The 25,466-nt window shown below is 59.3% G+C and carries 29 protein-coding genes; 14 read left to right on the top strand and 15 right to left on the bottom strand.

What is annotated here, in order from left to right; translation table 11 throughout:
* Positions 1-3 precede the first annotated feature (3 nt).
* The 3 genes from FHS64_RS01430 to FHS64_RS01420 form a co-directional block, all read right to left on the bottom strand.
* Positions 4-516, bottom strand: coding sequence for a DUF2271 domain-containing protein (locus FHS64_RS01430; RefSeq protein WP_167174602.1), 513 nt, complete (start codon positions 514-516; stop codon positions 4-6).
* 13 nt (positions 517-529) lie between these two features.
* On the bottom strand, positions 530-1,141 hold the full coding sequence (locus tag FHS64_RS01425; protein ID WP_243862756.1) for a PepSY-associated TM helix domain-containing protein: 612 nt from the start codon (positions 1,139-1,141) through the stop codon (positions 530-532).
* Between the two features lie 140 nt (positions 1,142-1,281).
* Positions 1,282-2,667, bottom strand: coding sequence for a Mur ligase family protein (locus tag FHS64_RS01420; protein WP_167174599.1), 1,386 nt, complete (start codon positions 2,665-2,667; stop codon positions 1,282-1,284).
* A gap of 109 nt (positions 2,668-2,776) precedes the next feature.
* On the opposite strand from FHS64_RS01420, the gene FHS64_RS01415 reads away from it, so the two are divergent.
* Complete coding sequence (locus FHS64_RS01415; protein ID WP_167174596.1) at positions 2,777-3,622, top strand: LD-carboxypeptidase; 846 nt, start codon at positions 2,777-2,779, stop codon at positions 3,620-3,622.
* Here the strand turns inward: FHS64_RS01415 and FHS64_RS01410 are convergent.
* Entirely contained in the window at positions 3,619-4,128 is a 510-nt protein-coding gene (locus tag FHS64_RS01410; protein ID WP_167174593.1) for a retropepsin-like aspartic protease family protein, read from the bottom strand. The two genes, FHS64_RS01415 and FHS64_RS01410, sit on opposite strands and share 4 nt — an antisense overlap.
* A gap of 78 nt (positions 4,129-4,206) precedes the next feature.
* Entirely contained in the window at positions 4,207-4,431 is a 225-nt protein-coding gene (locus FHS64_RS01405; protein WP_243862662.1) for a DUF1289 domain-containing protein, read from the bottom strand.
* A gap of 183 nt (positions 4,432-4,614) precedes the next feature.
* On the opposite strand from FHS64_RS01405, the gene FHS64_RS01400 reads away from it, so the two are divergent.
* Complete coding sequence (locus FHS64_RS01400; RefSeq protein WP_167174590.1) at positions 4,615-4,773, top strand: hypothetical protein; 159 nt, start codon at positions 4,615-4,617, stop codon at positions 4,771-4,773.
* Positions 4,774-4,911: 138 nt separating this feature from the next.
* On the top strand, positions 4,912-5,709 hold the full coding sequence (locus tag FHS64_RS01395; protein ID WP_167174587.1) for a crotonase/enoyl-CoA hydratase family protein: 798 nt from the start codon (positions 4,912-4,914) through the stop codon (positions 5,707-5,709).
* A gap of 68 nt (positions 5,710-5,777) precedes the next feature.
* On the opposite strand, the gene FHS64_RS01390 is transcribed toward FHS64_RS01395, so the two are convergent.
* From FHS64_RS01390 to FHS64_RS01380, 3 genes are read right to left on the bottom strand one after another with little or no spacing between them, the layout of a single operon-like run.
* Complete coding sequence (locus FHS64_RS01390; protein ID WP_167174584.1) at positions 5,778-6,788, bottom strand: HlyD family secretion protein; 1,011 nt, start codon at positions 6,786-6,788, stop codon at positions 5,778-5,780.
* A 24-nt stretch (positions 6,789-6,812) separates the two neighbouring features.
* Complete coding sequence (locus FHS64_RS01385) at positions 6,813-7,574, bottom strand: ABC transporter ATP-binding protein (protein ID WP_167174581.1); 762 nt, start codon at positions 7,572-7,574, stop codon at positions 6,813-6,815.
* Positions 7,571-8,743: an ABC transporter permease gene (locus FHS64_RS01380; RefSeq protein WP_167174578.1), complete on the bottom strand. Its 1,173-nt coding sequence runs from the start codon at positions 8,741-8,743 to the stop codon at positions 7,571-7,573. The genes FHS64_RS01385 and FHS64_RS01380 overlap by 4 nt, the downstream gene beginning before the upstream one ends.
* A 200-nt stretch (positions 8,744-8,943) precedes the next feature.
* Between FHS64_RS01380 and FHS64_RS01375 the strand changes: the two genes are divergently transcribed.
* From FHS64_RS01375 to FHS64_RS01365, 3 genes are all read left to right on the top strand, one after another.
* The gene (locus FHS64_RS01375; RefSeq protein WP_167174575.1) at positions 8,944-11,040 is read left to right on the top strand and encodes a S46 family peptidase; all 2,097 of its coding nucleotides are present in this window, start codon (positions 8,944-8,946) and stop codon (positions 11,038-11,040) included.
* 89 nt (positions 11,041-11,129) lie between these two features.
* Complete coding sequence (locus tag FHS64_RS01370; RefSeq protein ID WP_167174572.1) at positions 11,130-13,220, top strand: S46 family peptidase; 2,091 nt, start codon at positions 11,130-11,132, stop codon at positions 13,218-13,220.
* Between the two features lie 11 nt (positions 13,221-13,231).
* The gene (locus tag FHS64_RS01365; protein ID WP_167174569.1) at positions 13,232-13,762 is read left to right on the top strand and encodes a GNAT family N-acetyltransferase; all 531 of its coding nucleotides are present in this window, start codon (positions 13,232-13,234) and stop codon (positions 13,760-13,762) included.
* A 77-nt stretch (positions 13,763-13,839) separates the two neighbouring features.
* Here the strand turns inward: FHS64_RS01365 and pgsA are convergent, their stop codons facing one another.
* From pgsA to FHS64_RS01340, 5 genes are all read right to left on the bottom strand, one after another.
* Entirely contained in the window at positions 13,840-14,472 is a 633-nt protein-coding gene (pgsA, locus tag FHS64_RS01360) for a CDP-diacylglycerol--glycerol-3-phosphate 3-phosphatidyltransferase (RefSeq protein WP_167174566.1), read from the bottom strand.
* Positions 14,473-14,543: 71 nt separating this feature from the next.
* The gene (locus tag FHS64_RS01355) at positions 14,544-15,155 is read right to left on the bottom strand and encodes a carbonic anhydrase (protein ID WP_167174563.1); all 612 of its coding nucleotides are present in this window, start codon (positions 15,153-15,155) and stop codon (positions 14,544-14,546) included.
* 72 nt (positions 15,156-15,227) lie between these two features.
* A complete protein-coding gene (gene uvrC / locus FHS64_RS01350; RefSeq protein WP_167174560.1) occupies positions 15,228-17,093 on the bottom strand; it encodes an excinuclease ABC subunit UvrC in 1,866 nt (621 codons plus the stop codon).
* Between the two features lie 18 nt (positions 17,094-17,111).
* Positions 17,112-17,561 (bottom strand): DMT family transporter, encoded by a 450-nt coding sequence (locus FHS64_RS01345; RefSeq protein WP_341771040.1) that lies wholly within the window; start codon positions 17,559-17,561, stop codon positions 17,112-17,114.
* Between the two features lie 5 nt (positions 17,562-17,566).
* Positions 17,567-18,040 carry an NUDIX domain-containing protein gene (locus FHS64_RS01340; RefSeq protein ID WP_167174554.1) on the bottom strand — a complete coding sequence of 158 codons (474 nt, stop codon included), beginning with the start codon at positions 18,038-18,040 and terminating at the stop codon, positions 17,567-17,569.
* Between the two features lie 154 nt (positions 18,041-18,194).
* Here FHS64_RS01340 and FHS64_RS01335 point away from each other — a divergent pair, with 154 nt between their 5' ends.
* From FHS64_RS01335 to FHS64_RS01310, 6 genes are all read left to right on the top strand, one after another.
* Positions 18,195-18,599 carry a dihydroneopterin aldolase gene (locus FHS64_RS01335; RefSeq protein WP_167174551.1) on the top strand — a complete coding sequence of 135 codons (405 nt, stop codon included), beginning with the start codon at positions 18,195-18,197 and terminating at the stop codon, positions 18,597-18,599.
* A complete protein-coding gene (locus tag FHS64_RS01330) occupies positions 18,596-19,366 on the top strand; it encodes an SDR family NAD(P)-dependent oxidoreductase (RefSeq protein WP_167174548.1) in 771 nt (256 codons plus the stop codon). Before FHS64_RS01335 ends, FHS64_RS01330 begins: the two co-directional genes overlap by 4 nt.
* A gap of 89 nt (positions 19,367-19,455) precedes the next feature.
* Positions 19,456-19,992 carry a 6-pyruvoyl trahydropterin synthase family protein gene (locus tag FHS64_RS01325; RefSeq protein WP_167174545.1) on the top strand — a complete coding sequence of 179 codons (537 nt, stop codon included), beginning with the start codon at positions 19,456-19,458 and terminating at the stop codon, positions 19,990-19,992.
* A complete protein-coding gene (folB, locus tag FHS64_RS01320) occupies positions 19,989-20,378 on the top strand; it encodes a dihydroneopterin aldolase (protein ID WP_243862661.1) in 390 nt (129 codons plus the stop codon). The genes FHS64_RS01325 and folB overlap by 4 nt, the downstream gene beginning before the upstream one ends.
* A gap of 78 nt (positions 20,379-20,456) precedes the next feature.
* On the top strand, positions 20,457-20,810 hold the full coding sequence (locus FHS64_RS01315; protein ID WP_167174543.1) for a serine/threonine protein kinase: 354 nt from the start codon (positions 20,457-20,459) through the stop codon (positions 20,808-20,810).
* Between the two features lie 16 nt (positions 20,811-20,826).
* The gene (locus FHS64_RS01310; protein ID WP_167174540.1) at positions 20,827-21,117 is read left to right on the top strand and encodes an N-acetyltransferase; all 291 of its coding nucleotides are present in this window, start codon (positions 20,827-20,829) and stop codon (positions 21,115-21,117) included.
* Positions 21,118-21,256: 139 nt separating this feature from the next.
* Here the strand turns inward: FHS64_RS01310 and FHS64_RS01305 are convergent, their stop codons facing one another.
* Entirely contained in the window at positions 21,257-21,583 is a 327-nt protein-coding gene (locus tag FHS64_RS01305; protein ID WP_167174537.1) for a hypothetical protein, read from the bottom strand.
* Between the two features lie 356 nt (positions 21,584-21,939).
* Entirely contained in the window at positions 21,940-22,170 is a 231-nt protein-coding gene (locus FHS64_RS01300; RefSeq protein WP_167174534.1) for a hypothetical protein, read from the bottom strand.
* Between the two features lie 1,178 nt (positions 22,171-23,348).
* Between FHS64_RS01300 and FHS64_RS01295 the strand changes: the two genes are divergently transcribed.
* Together FHS64_RS01295 and FHS64_RS01290 are read left to right on the top strand one after the other, a co-directional pair.
* Entirely contained in the window at positions 23,349-24,620 is a 1,272-nt protein-coding gene (locus FHS64_RS01295) for an ATP-binding protein (RefSeq protein WP_167174531.1), read from the top strand.
* On the top strand, positions 24,617-25,456 hold the full coding sequence (locus FHS64_RS01290; RefSeq protein ID WP_167174528.1) for a DUF4435 domain-containing protein: 840 nt from the start codon (positions 24,617-24,619) through the stop codon (positions 25,454-25,456). The genes FHS64_RS01295 and FHS64_RS01290 overlap by 4 nt, the downstream gene beginning before the upstream one ends.
* Positions 25,457-25,466: the final 10 nt, after the last annotated feature.

Below are 25,466 nucleotides of genomic sequence, written 5' to 3'. Positions count from 1 at the left end.
TCCTTAGCGGGTGACGTTGACGCGCACAGCGCCGAGTTCGGAAGAGCCGGAGCCATTGGCCGTGTTCGGGCCGCCCCAGCGGAAGGGAACGCGGACGATCTCGCGACCACCCAGTTCACGCGCGGCCTCGACCGCAATCACATAGTTGCCGGCGGCCAGATTACGCAGGCGTGCGGCAGGCACAGTGACCGTATGGCGACCCGGAGCCTTGGTCGGGCCGGAAACACCGTCGGCCGGAAGCTGCATGGCGCGACCGCCCTTGCGCCACCAGGTGCGCATGTCCTTCAGCCAGTCCTTGCCATCGCCCTCGGCATTACGGGTCTGTTGGTACCAGACGGCGAGGCTGCGGTTCAGGGACTGGTCGGGGTTCTCGATCCACACAGCCACATAGGGGCGGTGGTAGGAGGCCGTGTTCAGGCGCGGAACGTCCACAGTCACCGACAGGTCGGCGGCCAGTGCCGGAGCGGCAGCAGCCGTCATAGCGGCGGTGGTCAGGACGAGAGGAAGCTTACGCATAGGAGGATGCTCGTCAGTGGATAAAGATAAGGGCGATAACGACAGGAATAAGCAGTCCCAGACCCACCAGAGGCCATGAGGACGGGCGGCTGCGGGCATGCAGCCAGACAAGGGCAAGGCCGGTCAGGGTGAAGATCACGCAGGCCACAGCGAACACATCGATGAACCAGAACCACACCGTGCCGCTGTTACGGCCCTTGTGCAGGTCGTTCAGATAGGAGATCGCGCCGCGCGTGGTCTTTTCATAGACGACTTCACCCGAGGTGCGGTCCATTGTCATCCATGCATCGCCACCCGGCATGGGCAGGGCGACATAGATTTCTTCCGCCGTGGTTTCGGTCGGCTTGTCGGCGATGTTGACGCTCAGGATCTCGGAGGCCCAGCGGACCATATAGTCTGGCACCGGATCGGTGGTTTCGTCGGGAAACTCTGCGAGCCGCCGAACCAGCGGGGTCGGGATCTGCGCCAGGGTTTCCTTGACCACCGGGGTCGAGGGAATGCTGGCGGCGTGGTTCAGCGTAATGCCGGTAATGGCAAACAGCATCATGCCCACAAGGCTGATGGCCGCTGAAATCCAGTGCCATGTATGAAGCTGTTTCAGCCAGAACGAGCGACGCGCGTTCATGGCCGCCGCAGGGCGGGCTTCGGCAGTCTCGGACGGGGAGGCAACTTTGTTCACGCAGTGGCTGTGCCACATACTGCGAACGATTTGCAATACCAAAAGAGCGCCAGCGTCACTGTGTTCGCTGATGTGGGTGGAAAACCTTAAATCCGGTCCAGAATATCGCGCGCAAAAACAGACAAGGTGTCGTCGCGGGCACCCATGACCAGAATCCGGTCACCGCTGCGGGCCAGTTCAAGAATGCGGTTGCCGCAGTCCTCGCGGGTTTCCAGTGCCTCGGCGGCCTGACCGCGCTGGCGCACGCCTTCTGCAATGTCTTCGGAGGTAACGCTGCGGTCGGTGGTGCCGCCATAATAGACGGGCTGCGGCATCAGAAGGACGTCACCGTCCTTCATCAGCGAGGCAAAGGTGTCGATGAACTCGGCCTTCATTAGCTTCAGCGGGCCAAAGCCGTGCGGCTGGAACATGATGACCAGACGGCCTGCATAGCTGTGCAGTGTGTTCAGCGTGGCCGAGATTTTGTCGGGGTTATGGGCAAAATCGTCGATGACGGTGATGCTGTTCTTGGTGCCGACGGTTTCCAGACGACGACGGATGCCCTCGAAGCTTTCCAGCGCCTTGGCGGCAGCGGCCACATCTAGCCCCAGCGCCTTGACGGCGGCGATGGCGGCCAGCGCATTGGCGATGTTGTGAGCGCCCGGAACCTTGAGGCGTACTGTGTGGGTATGGCCCTGATCGACCATGTCGAAGCGGATGCCATCGGCCAGTGGCTCGATGTTGCAGGCATGAAGATCGGCGGCGGGATTGTGCAGCGAGAAGGTCAGGACCGGCTTGCCGGACAGACGCGCGGCCAAGGCGGCGCTTTCGTCATTGTCGAGATTCAGTACGGCGGCCTTGGCGCGACCCACAAACCCGCCGAACAGGTCGCGCAACTCCTCCATCGACTTGTGGTCGAGCGAGATGTTGGAGACGACAGCGACCGTGGCGTCATAGCGGGCAATAGAGCCGTCGGACTCATCGACCTCGGCGGCGAATACATCGGGGTTGCCGACGAGGGCCGAGGCAAAGGGATGGTCCTCGGTGGCGAAATTCTTCATCACCGCGCCGTTTACGACGGTCGGCTGGCGATCAAGTTGGTGCAAGATCCAGGCAATCATGCCGGTAATGGTGGACTTGCCGCTGGTGCCCGCCACGCCGATCGAGGTCGGGGCGGCATTGAACAACTGGCTCAGCATTTGCGGGCGGGTGATGATGGTGGCACCCACGGCCTTGGCGGCGGCGATATCGGGCACCGTGTCCTCGATAGCGCCGGAGGCAACCACGATCTGTTCCGGCGAGGTCACGCCCGAGCCGTCCTGCGCGAACAGGGCCACGCCATGCTCGCGGAGCCAGTCGAACTTTTCGGGCGTGCGTCCCTGATCCAGCGAGCGGTCCGAACCGGCGATGCGATGGCCTTGCGATTGTACGATCAGGGCCAGCGGCATCATGCCGGATCCACCGATGCCACAGAAATAGTAGTCTTTAATCATGGGCCTGATCTTGACGCAGGAGGTCGGGAGTTGTCCGGTGCCTGACTAGCACGCAAGACGCTTTGCGCCACCCCAGAACACCATTCCCGTTGACGAGATCCGACAGACCATGACGACCAAAGCTTTCCGTATCGGTGTGGTCAATGCCAGCTCGCGACTTGATCCACTGCGGGGTCAGGCGATTGCGGACTGGGCGGCGCGTCTATGGCCTGCGGGCGAGGTGGAACTGGTGATGCATCCGTCGCTCTATGAGGTGCATGGCCATTTTGGCGGTGATGACGCCACACGGGCGGCGGCTTTTGTGGACTGTGCCAATGATCCCGATCTCGATGCTGTCTGGTTTGCGCGCGGGGGCTATGGCGCATGCCGGATTGCCGAGGCGGTGATCCCGCAACTGAACGAACATGCCCGCGCCAAGCGCTATATGGGCTATTCGGATGCCGGAACCCTGCTGGCGGCCTTGTACAAGGCGGGCATTGGTCAGGTGGCGCACGGGCCAATGGCGGCGGACGGCTCGCGCAATGACGAAACGGGCTTGCGGGCGGTGAACTGGCTACGAACCGGAGATGCGTCTTCGCTGGAAGGCAATCTGGCGAGTGATCCGCGCCCTGCTGTGGCGTTTAATCTGACCATTCTGAATGAGTTGGTGGGCACGGCGGTCGAGCCGGACCTGTCAGGCCATGTCATCATGCTGGAAGAGGTTTCCGAGGCGCTTTATCGTGTGGACAGGATGATGTTCCACCTGACGGGGCAGGCCTCGATCCGCAAATGCGTGGGTATTCGCATGGGGCGCGTGTCGGACGTCACCGAGAATGATCCCGACTTCGGTATGACGGCGGTGGAAATCGCCCGCTACTGGTGCGAGCGTTCGGGCATTGCCTATCTGGGCGAGGCCGATATCGGTCATGACCGCAATAACAAGGTGGTGCCGTTCGGGCCACGCCGAGGCGTTTAGCCCTTCAGGACGATTCCGTCGGGGCGGGCCTCGAAGGCAGACAGGCGGCCAAGGAAGCTCATACCCAGCAGGGGTGCGGGCAGGTCGCGGTCCACGATGACGGCCTCGACATTTTTCATCTGCACACCGGCAATGGCGATATCGCGCAGCACCACGGGCGCGGCCCTGACGGGACCTGCGGCTGTGGCAAGGGTCTGCGAGAAGTCGCTGTCGTGCGGGATGACGCCCAGCTTGCGGGCATCGCGGCGGCTGAGGGTTACGAGGCTGGCACCGGTATCAACCAGCATCCTCATGGACTGGCCCTCGATGGCGGCATCGGCCCAATAATGGCCGTCGGCGGCGCGCAGCACGGCAGGCGCTGCTATCGGTGTCAGCGAGGACGCGCGCAAGGCGACGGGGCTTTGCGGCTCGGCGCTATAGGCCAGATGCAAGGCACCGACGCAGGCCACCGACGTGGCCACTGCGGCGATAAAGATTGATATTGAGCGCGTATCGAAGCGGATCATGGGGTGATCCTGCCACCGGCGGGTTCTTATGGTGTGAACCGACGTGGCGAACAAAAGGTTTACGCGGGAACCTTGTTCTTAGCGCAGTTTCGGATCGATGCGTTCGATGCGGGAGGGCAGTTCCAGCATCAGTTGCTGGCGGCGCTGTTCGCCCATCCGGCTCCATTCGGCGATTTCACCCAAGGTCCGGTAGCAGCCCAGGCACAGGCCGGATGCGCCATCCACCGTGCAGACCATAATACAGGGGCTGGTTATCGGGGGATTGGCAATCGGGCGCGGCGGCGCAGGGCGTTGGTCAGTCATGCTCTTTGTCATTCTGAACTGCTTTTATGACAGAGGTGCGACAGATATTCCGATCTCTGAGCATAATTATTGACTTTCTCAACCTTTAGTCTATATAGGACGCATTACACGAACTGACTTCACAGGGTGAGAGTCCCAAAAAGCAAGCGTGTTTTCTTTCTCGTTCAACTGAAAGGAAACGCTATGAACGACAAGAACCGTAAGTTGCAGCACGCCATGATGTCCTTCGCCCTTTTTGGCGGCATGCTGGTAAACACAAAGAATGTGAATGGCGCAGGTGATCGTGCGATCAGCCATCCATCCAACTTTGTACCGATCAAACTCAATAAGGCGCGCGCGTAGTCGCGAGACCTGTTGAAGTTTAAATATCGAACCCCGGTCAGAAAGGCCGGGGTTTTTGTATTTTAAGGCACTTTTTCTTGCCCTTGCGCGGGCGGTGGTTGAAACAGGGCGCAGTGATCGCTGCAAACCGGAGCTCCCATGGCCCTGATTACCGAGACGCGTGAAGGTTCTGTCCTGATCTGGACCCTTAGCCGACCAGAGCGCCTGAATGCGCTGCCGGACATGACCGACGGGGACGAGGTGGCCAATGCGTGCGAGCGCGCCAATGCCGATCCGAGCGTCTCCTGTGTGGTGCTGACGGGCGAAGGGCGGGCCTTTTCGGCCGGTGGCGATCTGCGGGCCATGCAGGAACGCCGCGATCTGTTTGAAGGCTCGGGGGCGGCGATCCGCGAGCGCTATCGCCGGATTGTCCATCGCATTGTGCGGGCGCTGTACGGGCTGGACGTGCCGCTGATTACGGCTGTGAACGGTCCGGCCATGGGTCTGGGATGCGATATTGCGGGCCTTGGCGATATCCGTATCGCTTCGGAACGGGCCAGTTTCGGCATTCCGTTTATGAAGCTGGGCATTATTCCGGGCGATGGCGGATCGTGGCTGTTGCCGCGCAATATTGGCTATAACCGCGCGGCGGAAATGCTGTTCACAGCCCGCTCGATCGATGCGGAAACGGCGGACAAATGGGGTCTGGTCAACCGTGTCGTGGCGCATGATACGCTGATGGACGAGGCCATGATAACGGCCCGCCAGATTGCCGCCCAGCCGGTACAGGCGGTGCGTATGGGCAAGACGCTGTTGCGTCAGGGCCGCGACACCAATTTCGACCAGATGCTGGAAATGAGTGCCGCCATGCAGGCACTGGCCCATTTGACCGAGGACCACATCGAAGGCGTGACGGCTGTACTGGAAAAGCGCACCGGCGTGTTCACGGGCCAATAGGCACCGACATTACGATCAAAAAAAAGGCCCGCCGGTTTGGCGGGCCTTTTGTTTTGTGTGGCGCGGCCTTAGCGGCGGGCCGGTGTTTGCATGGCGCGGTTGGCGGGGACACCGACCGTGGGTTCACGCTTGGCACCGGGGGTCTCGCCGGGCTTCATGAACTTGACCAGTACGCGCTGGCCGATCAGCAGCGGAGCATCGCCGACATCAACGACAACCTCGACGACGCGTTCGTCGGTGCGTTGCGACGGGTCGTCCGAGGCCAGTTTACGGGCACCGAACACGGCGGCACGGCGCAGAACCTTGCCGACATAGACCTTGGACGGGTCACTTTCCGGGGTCACCTCGACCTGCTGTCCAGCGGCCACATTGGGGATGTCGGCTTCGACGATTTCGGCGCGCGCGATACGCGGAGCCTTGGGTTCCAGATCGAACATGTTCGACACGTTCAGGGTCGAGGCACCGGCACCCGGATTGGCATAGCGGCGCACGATGCGGCCATCGGCGGGTGCACGGATGACGGTCATCTCGACATTATAGGCGGCTTGATCGCGACGGGCGCGGGCGGTTTCGACCGCTGCCTGCTGCGAGCCCAGACGGGCGCGGGCCGAGGCAACATCGTCGCGGGCCTTGTCGAGACGCTGGGCGGCGACGAAATTGGTCGCGGCCAGTTGCTGCATACGGGCCAGTTCACGTTCGGCGGCGCTGATATCCACCTGAATCTGGCGAAGCTGGCTCTCGGCAGCGTTCAGATCGGCATTGGCGGTTTGCAGTTGCAGGCGCGGCTCGTCGTCTTCCTGACGGGCCAGAATCTGGCCGGTGGTGACCATGTCGCCTTCCTGCACCAGCACATCGCGCACGACACCGCCTCGACGGGCCGCGATCTGGATGATGCCGCCTTCAACGTCGATCTTGCCATTGGCGATGGCGGCATAGGGGCTTTCGACCTTAACCGCAGCCTGTTTGGCTTCTTCGGCTTTCTTGGCCTTGGCACCGTTGAACATCGTAAATCCGGCGAGCGCCAGTACGACGAGGACCAGACCGATCCAGAGCCATTTGTTCTTCAGAAAGGCGGGCATTTCAAAGAGTTCCAGACATTAAGATCAGTGTGGGGCCAAGGCGGAGTTTAGAAGGGCTTCGGGATCGGGGGAGCGACGCTGGTCATCAATGATGACCCCGTCCTCGATATGGATGACGCGGTCGGCCCAGGCTTCAAGGCGCGGGTCGTGGGTCACGCAGATGACGGCGGCACCATGTTCGGTTGCGGCACGACGCAGTAGGCGGATAACGACCTGACCGTTCTCGCCATCCAGCGCCGAGGTTGGTTCGTCCGCGAAGAGAATCTGCGGGTCCTTGGCAAGGGCGCGGGCAATGGCGACGCGCTGCTTCTCGCCGCCGGACAATGCCGCCGGTCGCTGGTGCAGGCGATGGCCAAGGCCGACTTCTTCAAGGGCCAGCTTGGCGCGGGCCTTGGCGGCATCGGGCGTCAGGCCCTGATATTTAAGGACCGTCGTGACCTGTTGCAGGGCGCTGAGCGACGGGAACAGGTTGAAACCCTGAAAGATGAAACCGCAGTGATCGAGGCGGAACTTGTCGATCTTGCCGGACGAAAGCTTCCACAGATTGGGTTGATCCAGCGCCGCAACGGTGCCCTCATCGGGGCGCAACAGGCCGGACAGGGCGGCGATCAGGGTGGACTTACCCGAACCGGACGGCCCCATAACCATGGTCAGGTCGCCGTGGCGGGCATCGAAGTCGACATTCTTCAGAACCTCGACATAGCCACGACCGGACTTGAAGCGCTTGATAATGCCCTTGGCTTCGATGGCAGCGTCGCCGTGTTTTCCATGAACTTTTGTGATCATCGCAGCAGGTCCGCCGGTTGGCTCTTTTTGAGGATGCCCATCGAGAGGAAGCCCGACAGCATGGAGATGGCGATCAGGCCACCACCGACGACGATCAACAGCAGGGGCGGCATGGCGATAATGACCGCATTGGAACGGGCCAGCAGGGACAAGATCCATGTCAGCAGGATTGCAGCCCCCACGCCGACCAAGCCCACCCAGAAGCTCAGCTCCATGACGATGCGGCGCAGCGAGCCCATGCCGACGCCCAGAGCCCGCAGCGAGGCGAACTCCTTGATATTGGCCATGATGGCACCGCGCAGGGTCTGCCAGGTGATGGCTACACCGATGATGATACCCAGCACGACGCAACCGCCGATGATGATGACGAGGATGCCTTCCTCGAACATGGCGCCGGCATTGGCGTCGGCCAGTTCCTGACGGGTCCAGGCCTTCCATTGGCCCTTGCCCATTTCATTCAACTGGGCGGCGACAATTGTGGCTTGCGACGGATCGCGCAGCTTGATCATCAGCGGGCCAACACGCGGTCCGGTATCGGCCTGACCGACCATACGCAAGGTATCGCGCGACATGACCACGCCCGGTTGCATCATGTTGGGATAGCCGCGGGTTACGCCGACGATCGTGACGGTCTGGCCATTATAAAGGGCCTTGTCGCCCAGCTTGACGCCGAGGGTCTTCAGCGCCGTCTCGTCCACAGCGACCGTATAAGGTTGGCGCAGGGCATCGACCAGTTCGCGCGAATAGTCGGTGGGAATTGTTACCGAACCCGGTGTGGTGTCGATGATGCTGGACTGGACGAATTTTTGACGCGGGGCACCTTGCTTGGCGCGATCCGCCTGACTGCGTGTCGGATCAACTTCCTTGATCGACTGGAAGGTTCCGCCAGCACCGTCCAGAGGTTGGACCTCGACGACAGCAGGGTGGTTATAGGTCAGAGGAATAAAGCGGCGCGGCACGCCGGACGGCCCGCCGATCAGGCTCTTGGCACCCGGTTGCATGATGATGATATCGGCGCTGGAGCGTTCGATAGTGGCGGTAAAGCCCTTGCCGATGCCGATGAAGACACCGGTCATGGCCAGCACAAGCAGACCTGACAGGGCCAGAGCCATAACGGCGGCCATATATCTGCGCCACTCGAAGAGCAGCGTGGACAGCGCAAGCGACATTTGTGGAACGACCCTCGTAATATGATGATGTTCTGGAGGCTGGCTGACCTAAGGCCAAGTTAAATCGAGGTAAGACTGTGACTTTACCTCGGCGGCAGCTTGGGATTATGGCTGTGCGCGGAAACCACCCTTTGCGGTGGCAGGATTTTCGAAGAGGGGGGAGGGCGTGGTGCCCTGTCCGTGTTTCGAAGGGAGCCCCTATGTCGCTTCGTCGTACGATTAGCTTCTCGGCCTCGCTGGCCGTGTTGGGCATGGCCGCCGCCATGGTCAGCGTTCCGACCACTTCGGCCCGCGCCGAAGAAGGTATGTGGACCTTTGATAATTTCCCGATTCAGGCCGTCAACACGGCCTATGGCACCCGTCTGGACCAGAAGTGGCTGGACAGCGTGCGTGAGTCGGCTGTGCGTCTGCAAGGTTGCTCGGCTTCGTTCGTATCGGGCGAAGGCCTGATCCTGACCAACCACCACTGTGTGGTGTCCTGCATTCAGGACCTGTCGAGCGCAGAAAACGACTATGTGAAAAATGGCTGGGTGACGGCCAACCGCGAAGAAGAAAAGACCTGCCCGGGCCAGACCGCTGAAGTCCTGACCGAGATCGTCGATGTGACGGATCGTGTTCTGGGTGCCGGTGCCGGTCTTGAAGGCGGTGCCTTTGTACGTGCCCGCTCCAGCGAGATCGAAAAGATCCAGAAGGAAGCCTGCGGCGACGATACCAAGCGCACCTGTCAGGTGATCAGCTTCTATCGCGGTGGCCAGTACAAGCTTTACAAGTTCAAGAAGTACGATGACGTCCGTCTGGTGTTCGCACCGGAATTCCAGGCCGCCTTCTTCGGTGGTGATCCGGACAATTTCAACTTCCCGCGCTATGCCCTCGATGCGGCCTTCCTGCGTGCCTATGAAGACGGCAAGCCCGTCACCTCGCCGGTGCACCTGAAGTGGAATGCCGATGCGCCCAAGGAAGGCGATCCGGTATTTGTCGCCGGTAACCCCGGCACGACCCAGCGCCTGCTGACCGTTTCGCAACTGGCGCAACTGCGTGACCAGCAACTGCCGGTGACGCTGATCCAGTCGTCGGAACTGCGTGGCCGTCTGGGCGAATATGCCACGACGTCCGAGGAAGCCCGCCGCGTGACGGTGGACCCGCTGTTCGGTCTGGAGAACAGCTTCAAGGTCTTCTACGGCCAGGTCGGTGCTCTGACTGATCCGGCCTTCTTCGGCAAGAAGGTGGCCGAGGAAGCCGAGCTGCGCGAGCGCGTGGCGGCTGATCCGGCTCTGGTCGAGCGCATCGGCAATCCGTGGGCCGATATGGATGCGGTGGTTGCGACCCAGCGTCGTCTGTACCTGCCGTATCGCCAACTGGAAGCCGCTGCCGGCCAACGCTCGTCGCTGTACTCGTATGCCCGTTCGATCGTGCGCGCCTCCAAGGAACGCGCCAAGGCCGCCGACCAGCGCCGTGCCGGTTATTCGGATGCGGACATCGCGGCCATGGGCCGTCGCCTGTCCACCGAAGTGCCGATTGCCAATGATGTCGAGCGTATCGCGCTCAGCTTCTGGCTGACCAAGACCCGCGAATATCTGACGGCTGATCATCCGCAGGTGAAGGCTCTGATCGGTGCCGAGAACCCCGAAGAGCTGGCCACCCGTTTGGTGGAAGGCACCCGTCTGGCCGATCCGGCCTTCCGTGCTCAGGCTCTGGCTATGACGCCGGAACAGATCGCCGCTTCGGACGATGCCCTGCTGAAGTTCGTGCTGGCCAATGACGATGCGGCCCAAGCCGTTCGTGCCCAGTATGAAGCCGAGGTTTCGGCCCCGTCTTCGCGCGCGGCTGAAAAGATCGCTCAGGCCCGTTTCGCCGTTTACGGCACCAACCTGTATCCGGACGCGACCTTTAGCCTGCGTCTGTCGTACGGCTCGGTGAAGGGCTGGACCGAGGGTGACAAGACCATCACCCCGTTCACCAATATCGGTGGCCTGTATGAGCGTCAGACCGGTGCATCGCCTTATGATGCCTCGGAGCGTTTCATGGCGGCGCGTGATCGCGTGAACAATGATGCGGTTTATAACTTCGTTTCGACCAATGACATCATTGGTGGCAACTCCGGTTCGCCGGTGATCAATGCCAAGGGCGAAGTGATCGGCGCAGCCTTCGACGGCAACATCCACTCGCTGGGTGGCAGCTTCGGCTATGACGGCGAACTGAACCGTACGGTTACGGTTTCGACCTCGGCCATCACCGAAGCCCTGCGTACGGTTTACAACCAACCGCACCTGCTGCGTGAACTGGGTGTGCGCCGCTAAGCGCACAGATCATTCACAATGATGCGGAGGGGGTTGCCATTGGCAGCCCCCTCTTGTCTTTTCAGCGCAATTCACGAGGGACCACCTTCATGCGCCATTTCGCATTCTTCGCTTCCGCCGCCGTGCTTGCCTTTGCAGCTTCGGTTACTCCCGCCGCTGCCGAAGAAGGCATGTGGACCTATGACAACTTCCCGATTGCGCGGGCGAACGAGTCACTGGGCACCCATATCGATCAGGGCTTCCTTGATCGTCTGCGCCTGTCGTCGGTGAAGTTTGGCGGTTGCTCGGCCGGTCTGATTTCGGGCGAAGGCCTGATCATGACCAATAACCACTGCGTTGCGACCTGCGTGGCCAACCTGTCCACGCCGCAACTCCAGTATGCCGAGACGGGCTTCCTGCCGAAGAGCCGCGAGGAAGAGCTGAAGTGTCAGGGCGCGACGGCGGAAATCCTGACCGATATCTCGGATGTGACCGAGCGTATCAACAAGGCCGCCCACGGTCTGGAAGGTCAGGCCTTTACCCGCGCCCGAGAATCCGAGGCGGGCCGCATCGAGCTTGAAGCCTGCGGCACGGACAAGACGATCCGCTGTCAGGTGGTCAGCCTGTATCGCGGTGGTCAGTTCAAGCTCTACAAGTTCCGCAAATATGATGACGTGCGTTTGGCATGGGCACCGGAAGACCGCGCGGCCACCTTTGGCGGCGACCTCGACAACTTCTCCTTCCCGCGCTTTGCCATCGATGCCGCCTTTATCCGCGTTTACGAGGACGGCAAGCCGGCGCAGACCCCGACCCATTTCACATGGAATGCGGATAAGCCGACCGAGGGTGAGCCTGTTTTCCTGTCGGGTAATCCCGGCTCGACCCAGCGTCTGCTGACGCAGGCCCAGTTGATGACGATCCGTGATGTGGTCCTGCCGATGGACCAGTTGATCGCGTCCGAACTGCGCGGTCGTCTGATCCGCTATTCGGAAGAAGGCGACGAGCAGGCCTTTATTGCCATGGACCCGATTGTCGGTGTCGAGAACACCTATAAGCGCGGCGTGGGCCGTATGCGCGCCCTGACCGATGCAGACTTCATGGATCGACTGGCGGGTCAGGAAACGGTCTTCCGTCGCAGTGTCGCCGAGAGCGAGGTGCTTTCGGCACAGGTCGGCGATCCGTGGGCCAATCTGGCCGCTGTCCAGTCTGACGCCCGCGAGCTTTATGCGCCGATGGCGCTGCTGGAAGGCGGAACCGGCATGGGCACGACATCGGTGGCCGGTGGTTCCAACCTGTTCGGCTATGCGAAAACGCTCGTGCGCGGCGCTCAGGAACGCGCCAAGCCGTCGGCCGAGCGTCTGGCCGAATATTCGGACAGCCGTTTGTCGGGCGTCGAGGCCCGTCTGTTTGCCGAACGCCCGACCTATCCGGAACTGGAGCAGATCCGTCTGGAATGGTGGCTGTCCAAGACCCGTGAATGGCTGACGGTGGATAGCCCCTATATGGCGGCCCTGCTGGGCAAGGAAAGCCCTGAAGGCCTGTCGGCGCGTCTGGTGGCAGGCTCGAAACTGGCCGATCCGGCGGTGCGTCGTGCGTTGTGGGAAGGCGGTCTGGCAGCCATTCAGGCGTCCGATGACCCGATGATCCAGTACGCGCTGCGTATCGACGCCGATTCGCGTGCTGTGCGCACCGACTGGGAAAACAAGGTCGATGGTCCGACCAGCAAGGCGTCAGAGCAATTGTCGGCTGCTCGCTTTGCCGTCTATGGCGACACCGTCTATCCGGATGCGACCGGCACGCTGCGCCTGACCTATGGCAAGGTTGAAGGCTCTGATGTACCGGGACAGCGCTTTGGCGCTTTCACCACCTTTGCTGGTCTGTGGGACCGTGCGACGGGTGCCGAGCCGTTCGTGCTGACGCCGGGTCTGCAAGCCGCGCGTGACCGGATCGACCCTAACACGGTGATGAACATGGCTGTCTCGACGGACACCATCGGTGGCTCTTCGGGATCGCCGGTTCTGAATGCCAAGGGCGAGATCATCGGGGCGAACTTCGACTCCACCGTACTCAGCCAGCGTAACGCCTATGGCTATGACATCCGCACCAACCGCAGCGTGATCGTGACGACCCAAGCGGTCACGACGGCCCTGCGCGATGTCTATGGTCTGGACCACCTGCTGGTCGAACTGGGCGTCAAATAAGGAACCGGCCTGTGGCAGAGATTACGTTTCGCACGGCCACCATGGCCGATATCGAAATCCTGCATGCCTTGGTTGAAAGCGCCTATCGCGGCGCTTCGGCCAAGGCGGGCTGGACGCACGAGGCCGACCTTCTAGGCGGCCAGCGCACCGATGCTGACGAACTGTCGGACATCATCAACGACAAGGAACAGACGATTACGCTGGCCTTTATTGATGGTGAGCTGGCGGGCTGTGTGAATGTCTCGAACCGGGGCGACGGACGCGGCTATCTGGGGATGCTGACGGTTGATCCGCAGCGTCAGGCCGGTGGTCTTGGTCGCCAACTGATCGAGATGGCCGAGCAGGGCGCTGTCAGCGGCTTTGGTGCAGGTGTGATGGAGATGACCGTCATCGCCCAGCGCAAGGAGCTGATCGCCTATTACGAGCGTCGGGGCTATGGACTGACGCCGGAGACGCGGCCCTTCCCGTTGCATGATCCCCGCTTTGGCGAGGCGCGACGCGATGACCTCTATTTCGTGGTCATGGAGAAGGCTCTGGCCTGAGACTGGGTATTCTACAGGCATAGAAAAAGGCGCTGGTGGTAAAACCAGCGCCTTTTGTTTTGGAGCCGTAGACCGGATCAGAGATCCTGCATCTGTTTCTTGGCGGCGGAGAAATACTGCCAGCCGGTCCACAGGGTGGCGATGGCGGCCAGCCAGATCAGCACGTCGGCGAATAGCTGGAAGTGCGACAGGTAGTCGAAGGGCAGGCCAAAACCATCCCAGTTGCGCGCGAACAGCTGGCAACCCAGTGCGACCATTTGCAGGGTCGTCTTCCACTTGGCAGCCAGCGTGACCGGCAGGGTGATACGGCCAGCCATGGTTTCGCGCAGTGCCGAAACGGCGAACTCGCGGAACAAGATCAGGCCGCAAGGGATGATGATCTGTTGCACAGTGCCGGAAGTCAGCACGCCGAGAATAGCGCCGGTGACCAGAATCTTGTCGGCGATAGGGTCAAGGATAGCGCCCCAGCGGGTGGTCGCATTCCAGCGACGTGCCAGATAGCCGTCGATCCAGTCGGTCGAGGCCGCGATGACGAAGATCCAGAAGCCGATGCGATACATGGCGAACTGGTCGTCGGGGCTCAGCGTGGCCGAGATCAGCGGCCAGCCGCTGGTGGCACCGGCCAGCAGCAGGAACATCACCACACCAGCGGCCAGTCGAATACCGGTCAGGATGTTGGGAATAGGATTGGGCTTGTGGGCAGTCGCCATAACGTCTTCCGTAAATGAGCCACAAGATGTGCCACGCTTTGCAAGCAGAAGCGAGGCTTAGGGCATCTAGCCTAGTCGAGAGGCTCGAAGCGGGGGGCGTCGCCAGCGCGGGTCAACTTGCCGTCGGCAATGCCGAAATGCAGACCGACGAGTTCCAGCTCACCGCGTTCAACCTTTTCGGCAATCCACGGGAAAGTCCGCAGATTGTCCAGCGACAGGCGCACAATGGCTTCTTCGGCGACACGTTCGGCCTGATCGGCAGGCCAGTCCTCGCAAGCACGGCGCACGGTCGGCACACCCTGTTCCACCCACGGCAGAACAAAGTCGCGGCAGTTGTCCGGTGTGCCGTTGAGCATGGCTGTGACACCGCCACAGCCTGCATGGCCCATGACCACGATCTGTTTGACGCCCAGAACATTGACGCCGAATTCGAGCGCCGCCGAAACACCGTGCAGCTTGCCGTCCGGTTGATACGGCGGCACCAGATTGGCGACGTTGCGCACGACGAAAAGCTCGCCGGGGGCCGTGTCGAAAATCAGGGCTGGATCAGCGCGGCTGTCGGAGCAGGCGACGATCAGGGTGTGCGGTTTCTGGCCCCTGGCCAACAACTCGTATTCAGCTTTCTCCGAGGGCCAACGGTCCTCACGGAAGCGGCGATAACCTTGGGTGAGCTTGGTAATCATGATGCGGTTCCTTGCCGCAGGGGCAGGGGCTCTGCAACCGGAAACATAACCGCACGATAAAAAACCGGAAACCTAACGCGAGAAGAAGGCGTGGATTCTCTCGGCCAAAGCGAGGTTGATCCCGTCGATCTTGGCCAGGTCCTGTATCGAGGCGCGTGACACGGCCTTGGCCGAGCCAAAGGCGTGCAGCAGGGCCTTTTTACGGGTCGGGCCAACGCCTTCGATTTCGTCCAGCGGGTTCTTCTTGATGTCCATAGAACGACGCTTGGCGTGGGCACCATTGGCGAACCGGTGGGCCTCGTCGCGCAGGCGCTGGATGTAATAGAGAGCCGGTGACTTTAGCGGCAGCATGAAGGGCGGCTTGCCCCGCATGAAGAAATGCTCCTTACCCGCATCACGGTCCGGTCCCTTGGCCACACCGACGGCGACGATGTCGTCCAGACCGTATTCGTCCAGCATGGCTTGTACTTCGGCCAGTTGTCCGGCCCCGCCGTCGATCAGCAAGAGGTCGGGGCGTTCGACCTGTTCGCCCGCATCTTCGTCTTTCACCAGCTTGCCGAAGCGGCGGCGCATGACTTCGCGCATCATGCCGTAGTCGTCACCGGGGGTGAGGTCTTCGCCGCGAATATTGAATTTGCGGTACTGGTTTTTGCGGAAGCCTTCGGGACCAGCCACCACCATGCCGCCCACGGCATTGGAGCCTTGAATATGGGCGTTGTCGTAGATTTCGATCCGCTCGGGTCGGCTCTCCAGACCCAGAGCCTCGGTCATTTCATCGAGGATCTTCGACTGGGCTGAATTCTCGGCCAGTTTGCGACCCAGAGCCTCGCGGGCATTGGTGACAGTCGTCTCGACGAGCGATTTCTTGTCGCCGCGCTGGGGGCGGACAATCTCGACCTTATGACCGGCCTTCATCGAGAAGGCTTCTTCGAGGAGCGCATGCTCCAGTGGCACCGTATTGGTCAGGATCAGGCGCGGAACCGGCTTGTCTTCGTAGAACTGGGCCATGAAGGCCGAGATGACGGCGGCCTCGTCATCACTGCGGTCGATGCGCGGGAAATAGGCGCGTCCGCCCCAGTTCTGGCCTGCACGATAGAAGAAGACCTGCACACAGGCCTGACCGCCATCGACATGAACGGCCATGACATCGGCTTCTTCGATACCATAGGCGTGGACGCTGGATTCCATCGCAATGGCCGACATGGCGCGGATACGGTCGCGCAGGCGGGCGGCGGTTTCGAACTCGAGGTCGTCCGAGGCCTGCTGCATCTCGTCGGACAGGTGCTTGATGACCGTGCGCGACTTGCCGCGCAGGAAGTCGGCGGCTTCCTCGACCATGATGTTGTAGTTTTCCAGACTGATCTCGCCGGTGCAGGGGGCCGAGCAGCGTTTGATCTGGTGCAACATGCAGGGGCGGGTGCGGCTCTCGAAAACCGCATCGGTGCAGGTACGCAAAAGGAAGGCTTTTTGTAGGGTGGTCAGGGTGTGGTTGACCGCCCATGTCGAGGCAAAGGGGCCGAAATAGTCGCCCTTGATGGTGCGTGCGCCGCGATGTTTGCGAACCTGTGCGGCAGGGTGATCGCGCCGGATGAGCAGTTCGGCGAAAGACTTGTCATCGCGCAGCAGCACATTGAAGCGCGGCTTAAGGCGTTTGATATAGCCTGCCTCCAGCAGCAGGGCTTCGTTTTCAGACTGGGTGACGACCAGTTCCATACGGCGTGTCTGGCTGACCATCAGGCCGATACGCTGGGTGTGGAAGCGACCCTGAGCATACTGGACGATGCGCTTCTTCAGCGACTTGGCCTTGCCGACATACAGGCATGATCCGTCCTCGCCATACATGCGATACACGCCCGGCTTGTCCGGTGCGCGGCGCGCTTCGTCAGCGATCAGGGCGGTGGCCTGTAGGGGAAGGGGGGCGTCGGTGGATTCGGTCATTTAGGCTTGAATATAGGGTCAGCCGCGCCGGACCAGAAGCATCCCGCCGATAACCAATGCGATTCCGGCGATGCGGGTCAGGCTAACGGGGTGCGGCTGCGTCCCCAGCGCTCCGAAATGATCGAGGATGACGCCCATGACCATCTGGCCCGAAATCGCCAGCACCAGCGTGGTCGCAACGCCCAGTTTGGGAACGCCCCAAGCCAGCGCAGTGACCAGAAGACAGCCATATAAACCGCCCAGCCATCCCCACCATGGCAGGGTGCGTAAGGCCTGGGCATCGGGGCGGGCCTGAAGAAACAGGACCACCAAGCCGAGGACGATTGTGCCAACAGCGAAAGAAACGAAGGCGGCATTGATGGTCGAGCCTGCGGCCAGTGCCAGTCGGGCATTGGTGGGGCCTTGAAAGGCGGTCGCTGCTCCGGCCAGCACCAGTATAGTCATGATCAGAAATACGGGCTGGCTCACGGGTTTCACCATTCGGGGGTCGTGGCCTTCTGGCCCAGATATTCGAGGATGCGGTTGCGACTGGCAACGGTAATGTCATCGGGCAGGGCATCGGGGGCGAACCAGCCGGTTTCGGCAATCTCGCCATGGCTGGTGCGTTCGGTCATTTCAAATCTGTCGATGTGAAAGACGGCCACATGGTCGCCGGGAAAGAAGCGCTCATTGGAATGGATAGATAAGAGGCGTGGTTCCGACGTGGCGATCAGGCCCGCTTCTTCGCGCACTTCGCGGACCGCTGCCGCGTGGGTGGTTTCGCCCTTGTCCACACCGCCGCCCGGCAGCCACCAGCCATGCAGATAGGTGTGTTTGACCAGCAGGATATGGCCCCGCTCGTTGGTGGCAATCACCCGTACACCCAGTGTCATGCCACGGCTCAACCGCGACCAGACAAAGAACAGGGGACGGGTGAAAGGCTCGATACGGGTGCGCCATTGGGTCATGGAATAACGATAGGCTGTGGACGGGTGGCTTGAATAGGGGCCGCAGTGCCTCTATTCGGAAGCGAACAGGGAGATTTCACCATGCTGGCCATCGCCATCATCTTTGCTTTTATCGCCGTTATCGCTGCTGTGAACTATTACGAGTTCGGTAGCATTGACTAAGACCGGTATGGAGGCTGGCGTCATGGACTGGCGAGCGGCCTCCGACCATGTGCGGGTTTTCCTGAAGGATGTGGTGGTTGACCTCAGTGTCGGCCTGCATCCGTGGGAGCGTCATCCCGAGCGCCCGACACGCCTGATCGTTAATGTCGAGATGTTCGCGTCCCTGCCGATGGCAGAGGGCGCTTTCATTAATTACGACCATGTGCGCCAGAAGATTCAGGGCTGGGCGGGGCGCGAGCACGTCGAGCTTTTGGAAACCCTGGCCGAGGAAGTCATCGGCACCTGTTTCGAACTGCCGCTGGTGGAAGCGTGCCGCGTGCGTGTCGAGAAGCCGCAGGTGTTTAACGAGGCTTCGGGCGCGGGCGTTGAACTGTTCCGTAAAAGGTCGCCTCAATGACCGGTAAGGTCGTGCTGGTAACCGGAGCGGCGCGGCGCGTCGGGGCGGGACTAGCCAAGGGGCTGGCCGCAGCAGGCTGGACGGTGGCCATCCACCATCGCGGCGGTGCCGAGGATGCACAGGCTGTGGCGGCCGGTATTCGTGATGCGGGCGGTCAGGCCGAAACCTTTTATGCCGATCTGGCCGAGGTGGCAGGCCGTGAGGGGCTGATCCCTGCGGTGGTGGCGCGTTTCGGGCGTATCGACGCCCTGATCAACAATGCCTCCATGTTTGCATACGATAATCTGGAGACGCTGACCGACGCCCTGTGGGAGGCCCATATTGCCGCCAACCTGACCGCGCCGGTGTTTCTGGTCCGTGATTTTGTGCGTGCGGTGAAGCAGCAGGGTGGGCAAGGCGCGGTGGTCAATATCCTCGATCACAAGCTGGTCGCGGCCAATCCCGATTTCCTGTCCTATACGGCGGGCAAGGCAGGGCTTGGTGGACTGACACAGGCGCTGGCACTGGCGGTGGCCCCCGAGGTGCGGCTGAATGGGGTCTCCCCTGGTCTGGTGTTGCGTAGCGGTGAACAGACGGATGCCGATTACGACAAGGCGTGGGTGGATACGCCGCTGGGCCGTGGCACCAGTCTGGACGATATCGTCGCCAGTGTGCGTTTCCTTCTGGAGACGAAGGGGATTACCGGACAGGTTATTACCGTCGATGGCGGCGAGAGCCTGAAGCCGCGCGGTCGCGATATCTCGCTGGATCCCGCGCTGAAAGACTGAAGTACGCCTTTACTTTGCCGCGTGTGCGGTGTTGATGCGCGAGCCTTTTGTTCTCCCTATATAGGCCCTGTTGGTCACCGAGTTTCTGAATGCCTGCTGTTCGTTTCACCCGCCGCTTTTCGATGGCGCACCGGCTGATTGCCGATGCGGCGTCCAAGTGTGCCGTGCCGCACGGGCATAACGAGTTTGTCTCGGTGACGCTGGAGCCGTTGGCCGAGATCGACTTTGGCGGGGCCAACTATGCCACCAGTTTCGAGCGCCTGAAGACGCGTTGGCACGGGTTTGTGGACCGCAGTCTGGACCATGCGTTCCAGTTGAACGCGACCGACCCCCTGCTGAACTATTTCAAAGACCATGAGCCGCAGCGCCTGAAACAGGTGCTGGTGGTGGATGGCGATCCGACGACCGAGGCGCTGGTCATCGCTCTGTGGCGCAAGATGGAAGCCATCATTGCCGCCGAGGACCTGCCGTTCCGTCTGGCGGAACTGGCGATTGAAGAGACGCCGACCAATACGGTTCTGGCGCGTGGGCTGACGGATGCCGAGCGGGCATGGCCGCTGGCGGGCTGGTGCGACCGCGCCGATAACAGCATCAATGACATCCTGCCGCCGGAGAGCTGGGCATGACAGTAACGGCTCTGCCGCTGGCGGAAGGCTTGCCGCGCCGTCAGGGGATGACGGTGCATGTGCGCGGTCTGGAGGTTCAGGCCGGTATCGGTGTCTATGCCCATGAAATGGGCCGTCTTCAGCCGCTGGTTCTGGACGTAGAGCTTGATCTGGGTGCCGCGCCGGTGCGGGAACTGGCCGATACGCTGGATTATGACGGCGTGGCGCGCATTGTGCGGGCGCTGGCATCGGGCGGGCATATCGAGCTGGTGGAAACCTTTGCCGAACAGGTGGCGCTGGCGTGTCTGGAAGACATTAGGGTGCTGGCTGTGCGGGTGAAGGTGGACAAGCCCGAAGCGATCGCCGGTGCACAGGCCGCGGGCTGTACGGTTTCCTACGCGCGTTAATTGCGACTTCGGCGATTGCTTGCGGGCAGGGTGCCGGTGCATGATCGGCGTCGCGTTTTTATCCTCCAGAGGCATTCAATGACCGAGTTCAGCCGCCGTGGCGCGATTGTGGATCGTATCGGACTGTCGGCGACCTATGCCTTGATCCTTTTGACGGTGCCGACATTTGGCGTGGCGGGCGTAGTGGGTCTGGCCAGTGTGTTGTGGGGTGCCGAGCAGGAAGATGCTCTGGGGCGCAGCCACCGCGAATATCAGAAGCGCAGCTTGGTGATTGCTTTGGCGTCGATTGTGATCGGGGCGATCCTGACGGTGATCAATATTGGCGTGTTTGTACTGTTCGTGATGATGGTGTGGACGCTGGTGCGCGGGATGCGGGGCTTGCGGGCTTTGCAGCAGGGGCAGGTGATCGCCAATCCGCGTGGCTGGCTGTAGCAGAGAAGGCAGACTGATGGATCTGAGAGACGTCGTTTCCGAGCATCGCTACGAGCAGGATTTTGCCGATGGCGAAGGGCAGGTTCGCATCGTGTTCGCCGATTATGCGGTGCGCGGCGATACACGGGTTTTGCTGCATGTCGAGGCTGATCCGGCGCTGCGCGGGACTGGCGCGTCCGGTAGGTTCATGCAGGCGCTGGCCGAGCATGCGCGGGCGCAGGGGCTGAAGCTGTATCCGCAGTGCGGCTATGCGCGGACCTGGTTGCAGCGGCATCCCGAATATCGGGATGTGAGTAGTTTTAATTAGGCCCTAATGCTCGCCGCACATTTTTAGTGGCCCGCGGTCGTCGGCCCTGCGGGACCTCCCGACCCGACGCGGGCTGAGCCGCCTTTGGCGGCAGCCCTCAATTAGCGAGCCGCTGCGCGGTGAGCGTTAGGGCACTTACTTAAACATGCGCCTTGGAGACGATGACCTTGATGGTTTCGGCTTTCGAGGGGAGTTCCTCGGTGAGGCGCGAGGCGATTTCGCGGGCACCGACCGGATAGGCATCACCGCCTTCGGCGATTTCGCGGGCCAGTTTGGCGGCGACCATCAGGGCGTCTTCCAGTGCGGTCACCTGTTCCAGAGCCAGTGCGCGGGCTTCGGCCTGAAGGCGCTTGACGCGTTCGGCTGTGCTCTCGGGCGCGCGCATCAGGTCGTAAACTGCCGCATCGGGGGCGGTGACGAGACGCAGATTGGCGGTGCGGTCGGTGTCTTTGTCCGGTTCGGACATTGTACTGGTTCCCTACTTGGAAAAGGCCTCTGTTTCGACGGGTAGCAAGGAGTTAACTGCCGTTAAGTCCGGCGGTTCCGCTATTGTGACGCCTTGACCGATTTTAGACACATTTGCCGAACGGGGTGTGGTTATTTGCACACTCTTTATTGTTGCCCGCGGTCGTCGGCCCTAACGGGACCTCCCGACCCGACGCGGGCTGTTGGGTGGCTCGTGGTCAGGAGGCTCCGCCTTTTCGATCCGACGCGGCATGTTTAGTGGCCCGCGGTCGTCGGCCCTGTGGGGCCTCCCGACCCGACGCGGGCTGTTGGGTGGATAGCGGGCGGAAGGTGCCGTTGTTCGAGTTGGTGTGGGGGTTATTTCATGCTTTGCGCGCCGCTGGGTCCCCCGACCAAGTCGGGGGATGACGGTGGGGATTTTGGGGGGCCGTAGCCTTTGGCGTCGGCGATGGCGAAGAGGAGCTCGGCGCGGCGGAAGAGTTCGCGGCGGAGGCGGCGTTCTTCGCGGGGGCTGATGTAGTCGGGGGAGGCGGGATCATCCCATGGGGCGAGGGTTTTGGCGGGCTTTTTGGGTTTGGGGCGGGTCATTGAGGGTTCCGTTTTAAGAGGATGAGGGGCGACCCCCACCCTGACCTCCCCCAATAGGGGAGGGTTTTTGTGTGCCCCGCGTCGGGTCGGGAGGTCCCGAAGGGCCGACGAGCGCGGGCGAAGTGAAAATGAATTGGCTGCATCCACAGCACCTTCTGGCGTGTGGCTGGAGGGCAGGCGGGGCGCGCGGGCTTTGCCCGGCATAGGTTTGGTTTCCGTTTCGGCAAAGGCACGCGCCCCGCGCAGACGGTTATTCACCAGCTTCCGGCCGCGTCGGGTCGAAAAGGCGGAGCCTTTTGACCGCGGCCGAACTAAAAACCAGGGCAGGCACCGCTGTTGGCGGTTACTCCCAGTGCCGGTGGCGGGCAGCGGGTGCATGCGGCACCCTGCTGGCACGGTCCGAGTTTCCACCTCGACCCTTGCCGGAGTTCTGTGCCTTCGTCTGTTGAAATGCCCCCTCCACCACTTCGTGGTCCCCCTCCCCCGCAAGCAGGGGAAGAGAGAGAGAGAGAGAGACATTGTCAGCCCGCACGCCTGCGTCGGGTCGAAAAGGCGGAGCCTTTTGACCGCAGGCCACTCAAAAGAGTGTCGGGATGTCCCGTAGGGCCGACGACCGCGGGCCACTAAGAATGTATCGGCCGTGTCGGGTCGAGAAGGCGGAGCCTTCTGACCGCGGCCTACTTAGGATGCGATACACGCGCGATTGCGCGGCGGCACCCACCACATTCCCAGTCGCTGTTTGGTCGAGGGCCTAAGAGGCTCCCTGCCGTGCTGGCTGACGTTCAAGACTTAGGCTTTATCGCAAACTCCATCGGCTCCGGTCCTTCCGGCGGGGGTTGGTCCCTTGTGGGGCCAAGCCTCAGCCGGAGGGGCGGACCCCGCTCCATCCACTCCCGTCACCGCAGGTCCGCAGGCCTTACGAGCCCTCCATGCAACGAGACGCGGGAATGATGGCACGGGCGGAAGGTAGGGCGAGCAAAGCATCGCATTGAGGCTCTATGCCCCGTCGACTGTGAATTTGAACGCTACGAATATTTTTCAGACTGCCAAGCTAAAGTACGTGGAGTCGATGTTTGAGGGAGGGCAGGGTTCGGAAATCTGTGCATTTTAAATTTGGTCCCGTATATTTGCCCGCCTAAACTGCCTATCGATGTTGAAAATTAACCGGGGGAATTGATTTGGCTACTGCTGAAAAAGAGCTACGTGTTAGAAGTATAGATGGCGACAAAGTAGATATAGTCTCGTTTGAGATAACGAATCTGTTTGGCAATTGTAGCTACAAAATACCTTTTGATAGAAATCTTTTAAAAGAAAAGACCTTTCCGAATATACTTATACTGTCTGGAAAAAATGGTTGCGGTAAGACAACTATTCTTAAAATGATTTCTGGCATGATAAAGATGAATTTTGATGAATTTCGTCGAGTTCCTTTTGATTCTGCAAGTTTGAACTTAAGTAATGGTAGGTCGCTTAGTGTAAAAAAAACTGGCCGTAGTGATTTTCCGCTTGCGGTTTCTTATAAAGATGCAGAAGTAGAGCTGTATAAATCGAGAAGCATATCTGAAGAATCTAGCCTATATTTACCTGAAGATTACATAGAAAAAATAGAAATTATACGCAATGTAGCAATGCGTGATCTCAACAAAATAAAATTTGAATTAATACTTATTGATAGAGGCTTCTATCAAAGTGATATGGATGTAAATGAATATGGATATATGTATCCTAATAAAGAAAAGACGCGCAAAAACCTAAGTTTATTGGTTAGTAAGTTTATTGCAAACGCTCAAATTGACTATAGACGATTTTTTGAAGATAATACCAATTATTTACTTTCAAAGCTAACGGATAGTATTCTCAATGAATACGACCAGTTTAGTAAAGAAGTAATAGTATCAAGTATTATGGATATAAAATTTAGATACAATAAGATGGATCGTTATAGGTTGTACTATGACAGTAATTCTGACGATCTTTTGAAGATAATAAATAAAACTTACATGAACGTCGATAGAACGATGTCGATGATTTATCCTTATGTGGCTCTTGAGGAGGAAAGACTACGGAGAGCTGAATTTATCATATCAAGGCTTTCAGAATTTGAAGCAATCATGAATGATTTCATGCCTGATAAGAGTATCAGTCTAAACTCAGAGGATGGTATACTTATTAGACGTGGTGATGCTCTTATTAGAGAAGACGACCTGAGTTCTGGTGAGTATCATTTTTTGTATATGATGGTGTCGGCTCTCATATGCGAAAGTGAGGGTACGATTATTGCGATCGACGAACCTGAGTTGTCTTTGCATGTAAGTTGGCAGAGGCGTTTGGTGGACGCTCTGACAAGATGCTCTGCAAAAGCGTCACCTTTATTTCTGTTTGCAACCCATTCGATAGCTATCGCCTCTCAACATAAAGGCTCTGTGTACGAAATGGCAGGACTTGAATGATGAAGTGGACTTTAGATGAGTTTAAGTATGAGTTAGAGGCGGACCCTAAAAGAAAAGTGTTGTTTGTTGAGGGGAGTTCCGATCAAGTTTTATGGAATAAACTTGTACCATCAGAGTCTAGGAACCATTCCATGATCTGTACCTCTGACTATATAGATATAGAAGTTATATTTGGTGGAAATAGGGCGAGGCTGTTAAAGCTCGCCGAAGAATGTGTTGGGTCATGTATTGAAGGCCGTGTTCGGATTTTTATTGATTCTGATTACGATAGCATTTCTGGATATTCATCTTACTCAAATATTGTATCAAGAACCGATTATAGGGATATGGAATCATACTATATAGTTATGAATGGTATAGATGACGTTTGTTCAGTTTATGGATTGAACAAAGAAGATGTTAGGGCTTGTTACGTGCGTATGCTTAAGCCTCTTTATTCTTTAAGATACACGTCAATAGTATCTGGCTTACATCTACCTATAAATGATACGATTTCCGAAAAATTTGGAAAGTATGTCTTAGGTAAAAATATAAAAGAATATAGTATTAATTTGGATAAAATTATTACATCTTCGCTGCAAAATGCTAATATTAGTATATCAAAAAAACATACCGTTTTAGAAGAAGTTAATAAAGTTTTGTCTAGTATAGAGGATAAAGAGGTACCTTTTGTTATACATGGCAAGGATTTGGTGGGATTTATTTCTCATTTAACAAGGGATTCTTTCGAAGTGTCTTCGAAGTCTATTCTGCTATTTCTTTTAGCTAAGGTAGATGATCTTAGGGCTATGCCCAATGTATCCAACCTTGTTAGTTGGGTTGAAGAGTCGACATAAGCGATCTAGC

Source organism: Brevundimonas terrae (assembly GCF_011761985.1).
Lineage (GTDB): Bacteria > Pseudomonadota > Alphaproteobacteria > Caulobacterales > Caulobacteraceae > Brevundimonas > Brevundimonas terrae.
The sequence above is the reverse complement of the archived record's forward strand: the minus strand, read 5'-3'. Positions and strand labels throughout refer to the sequence as shown.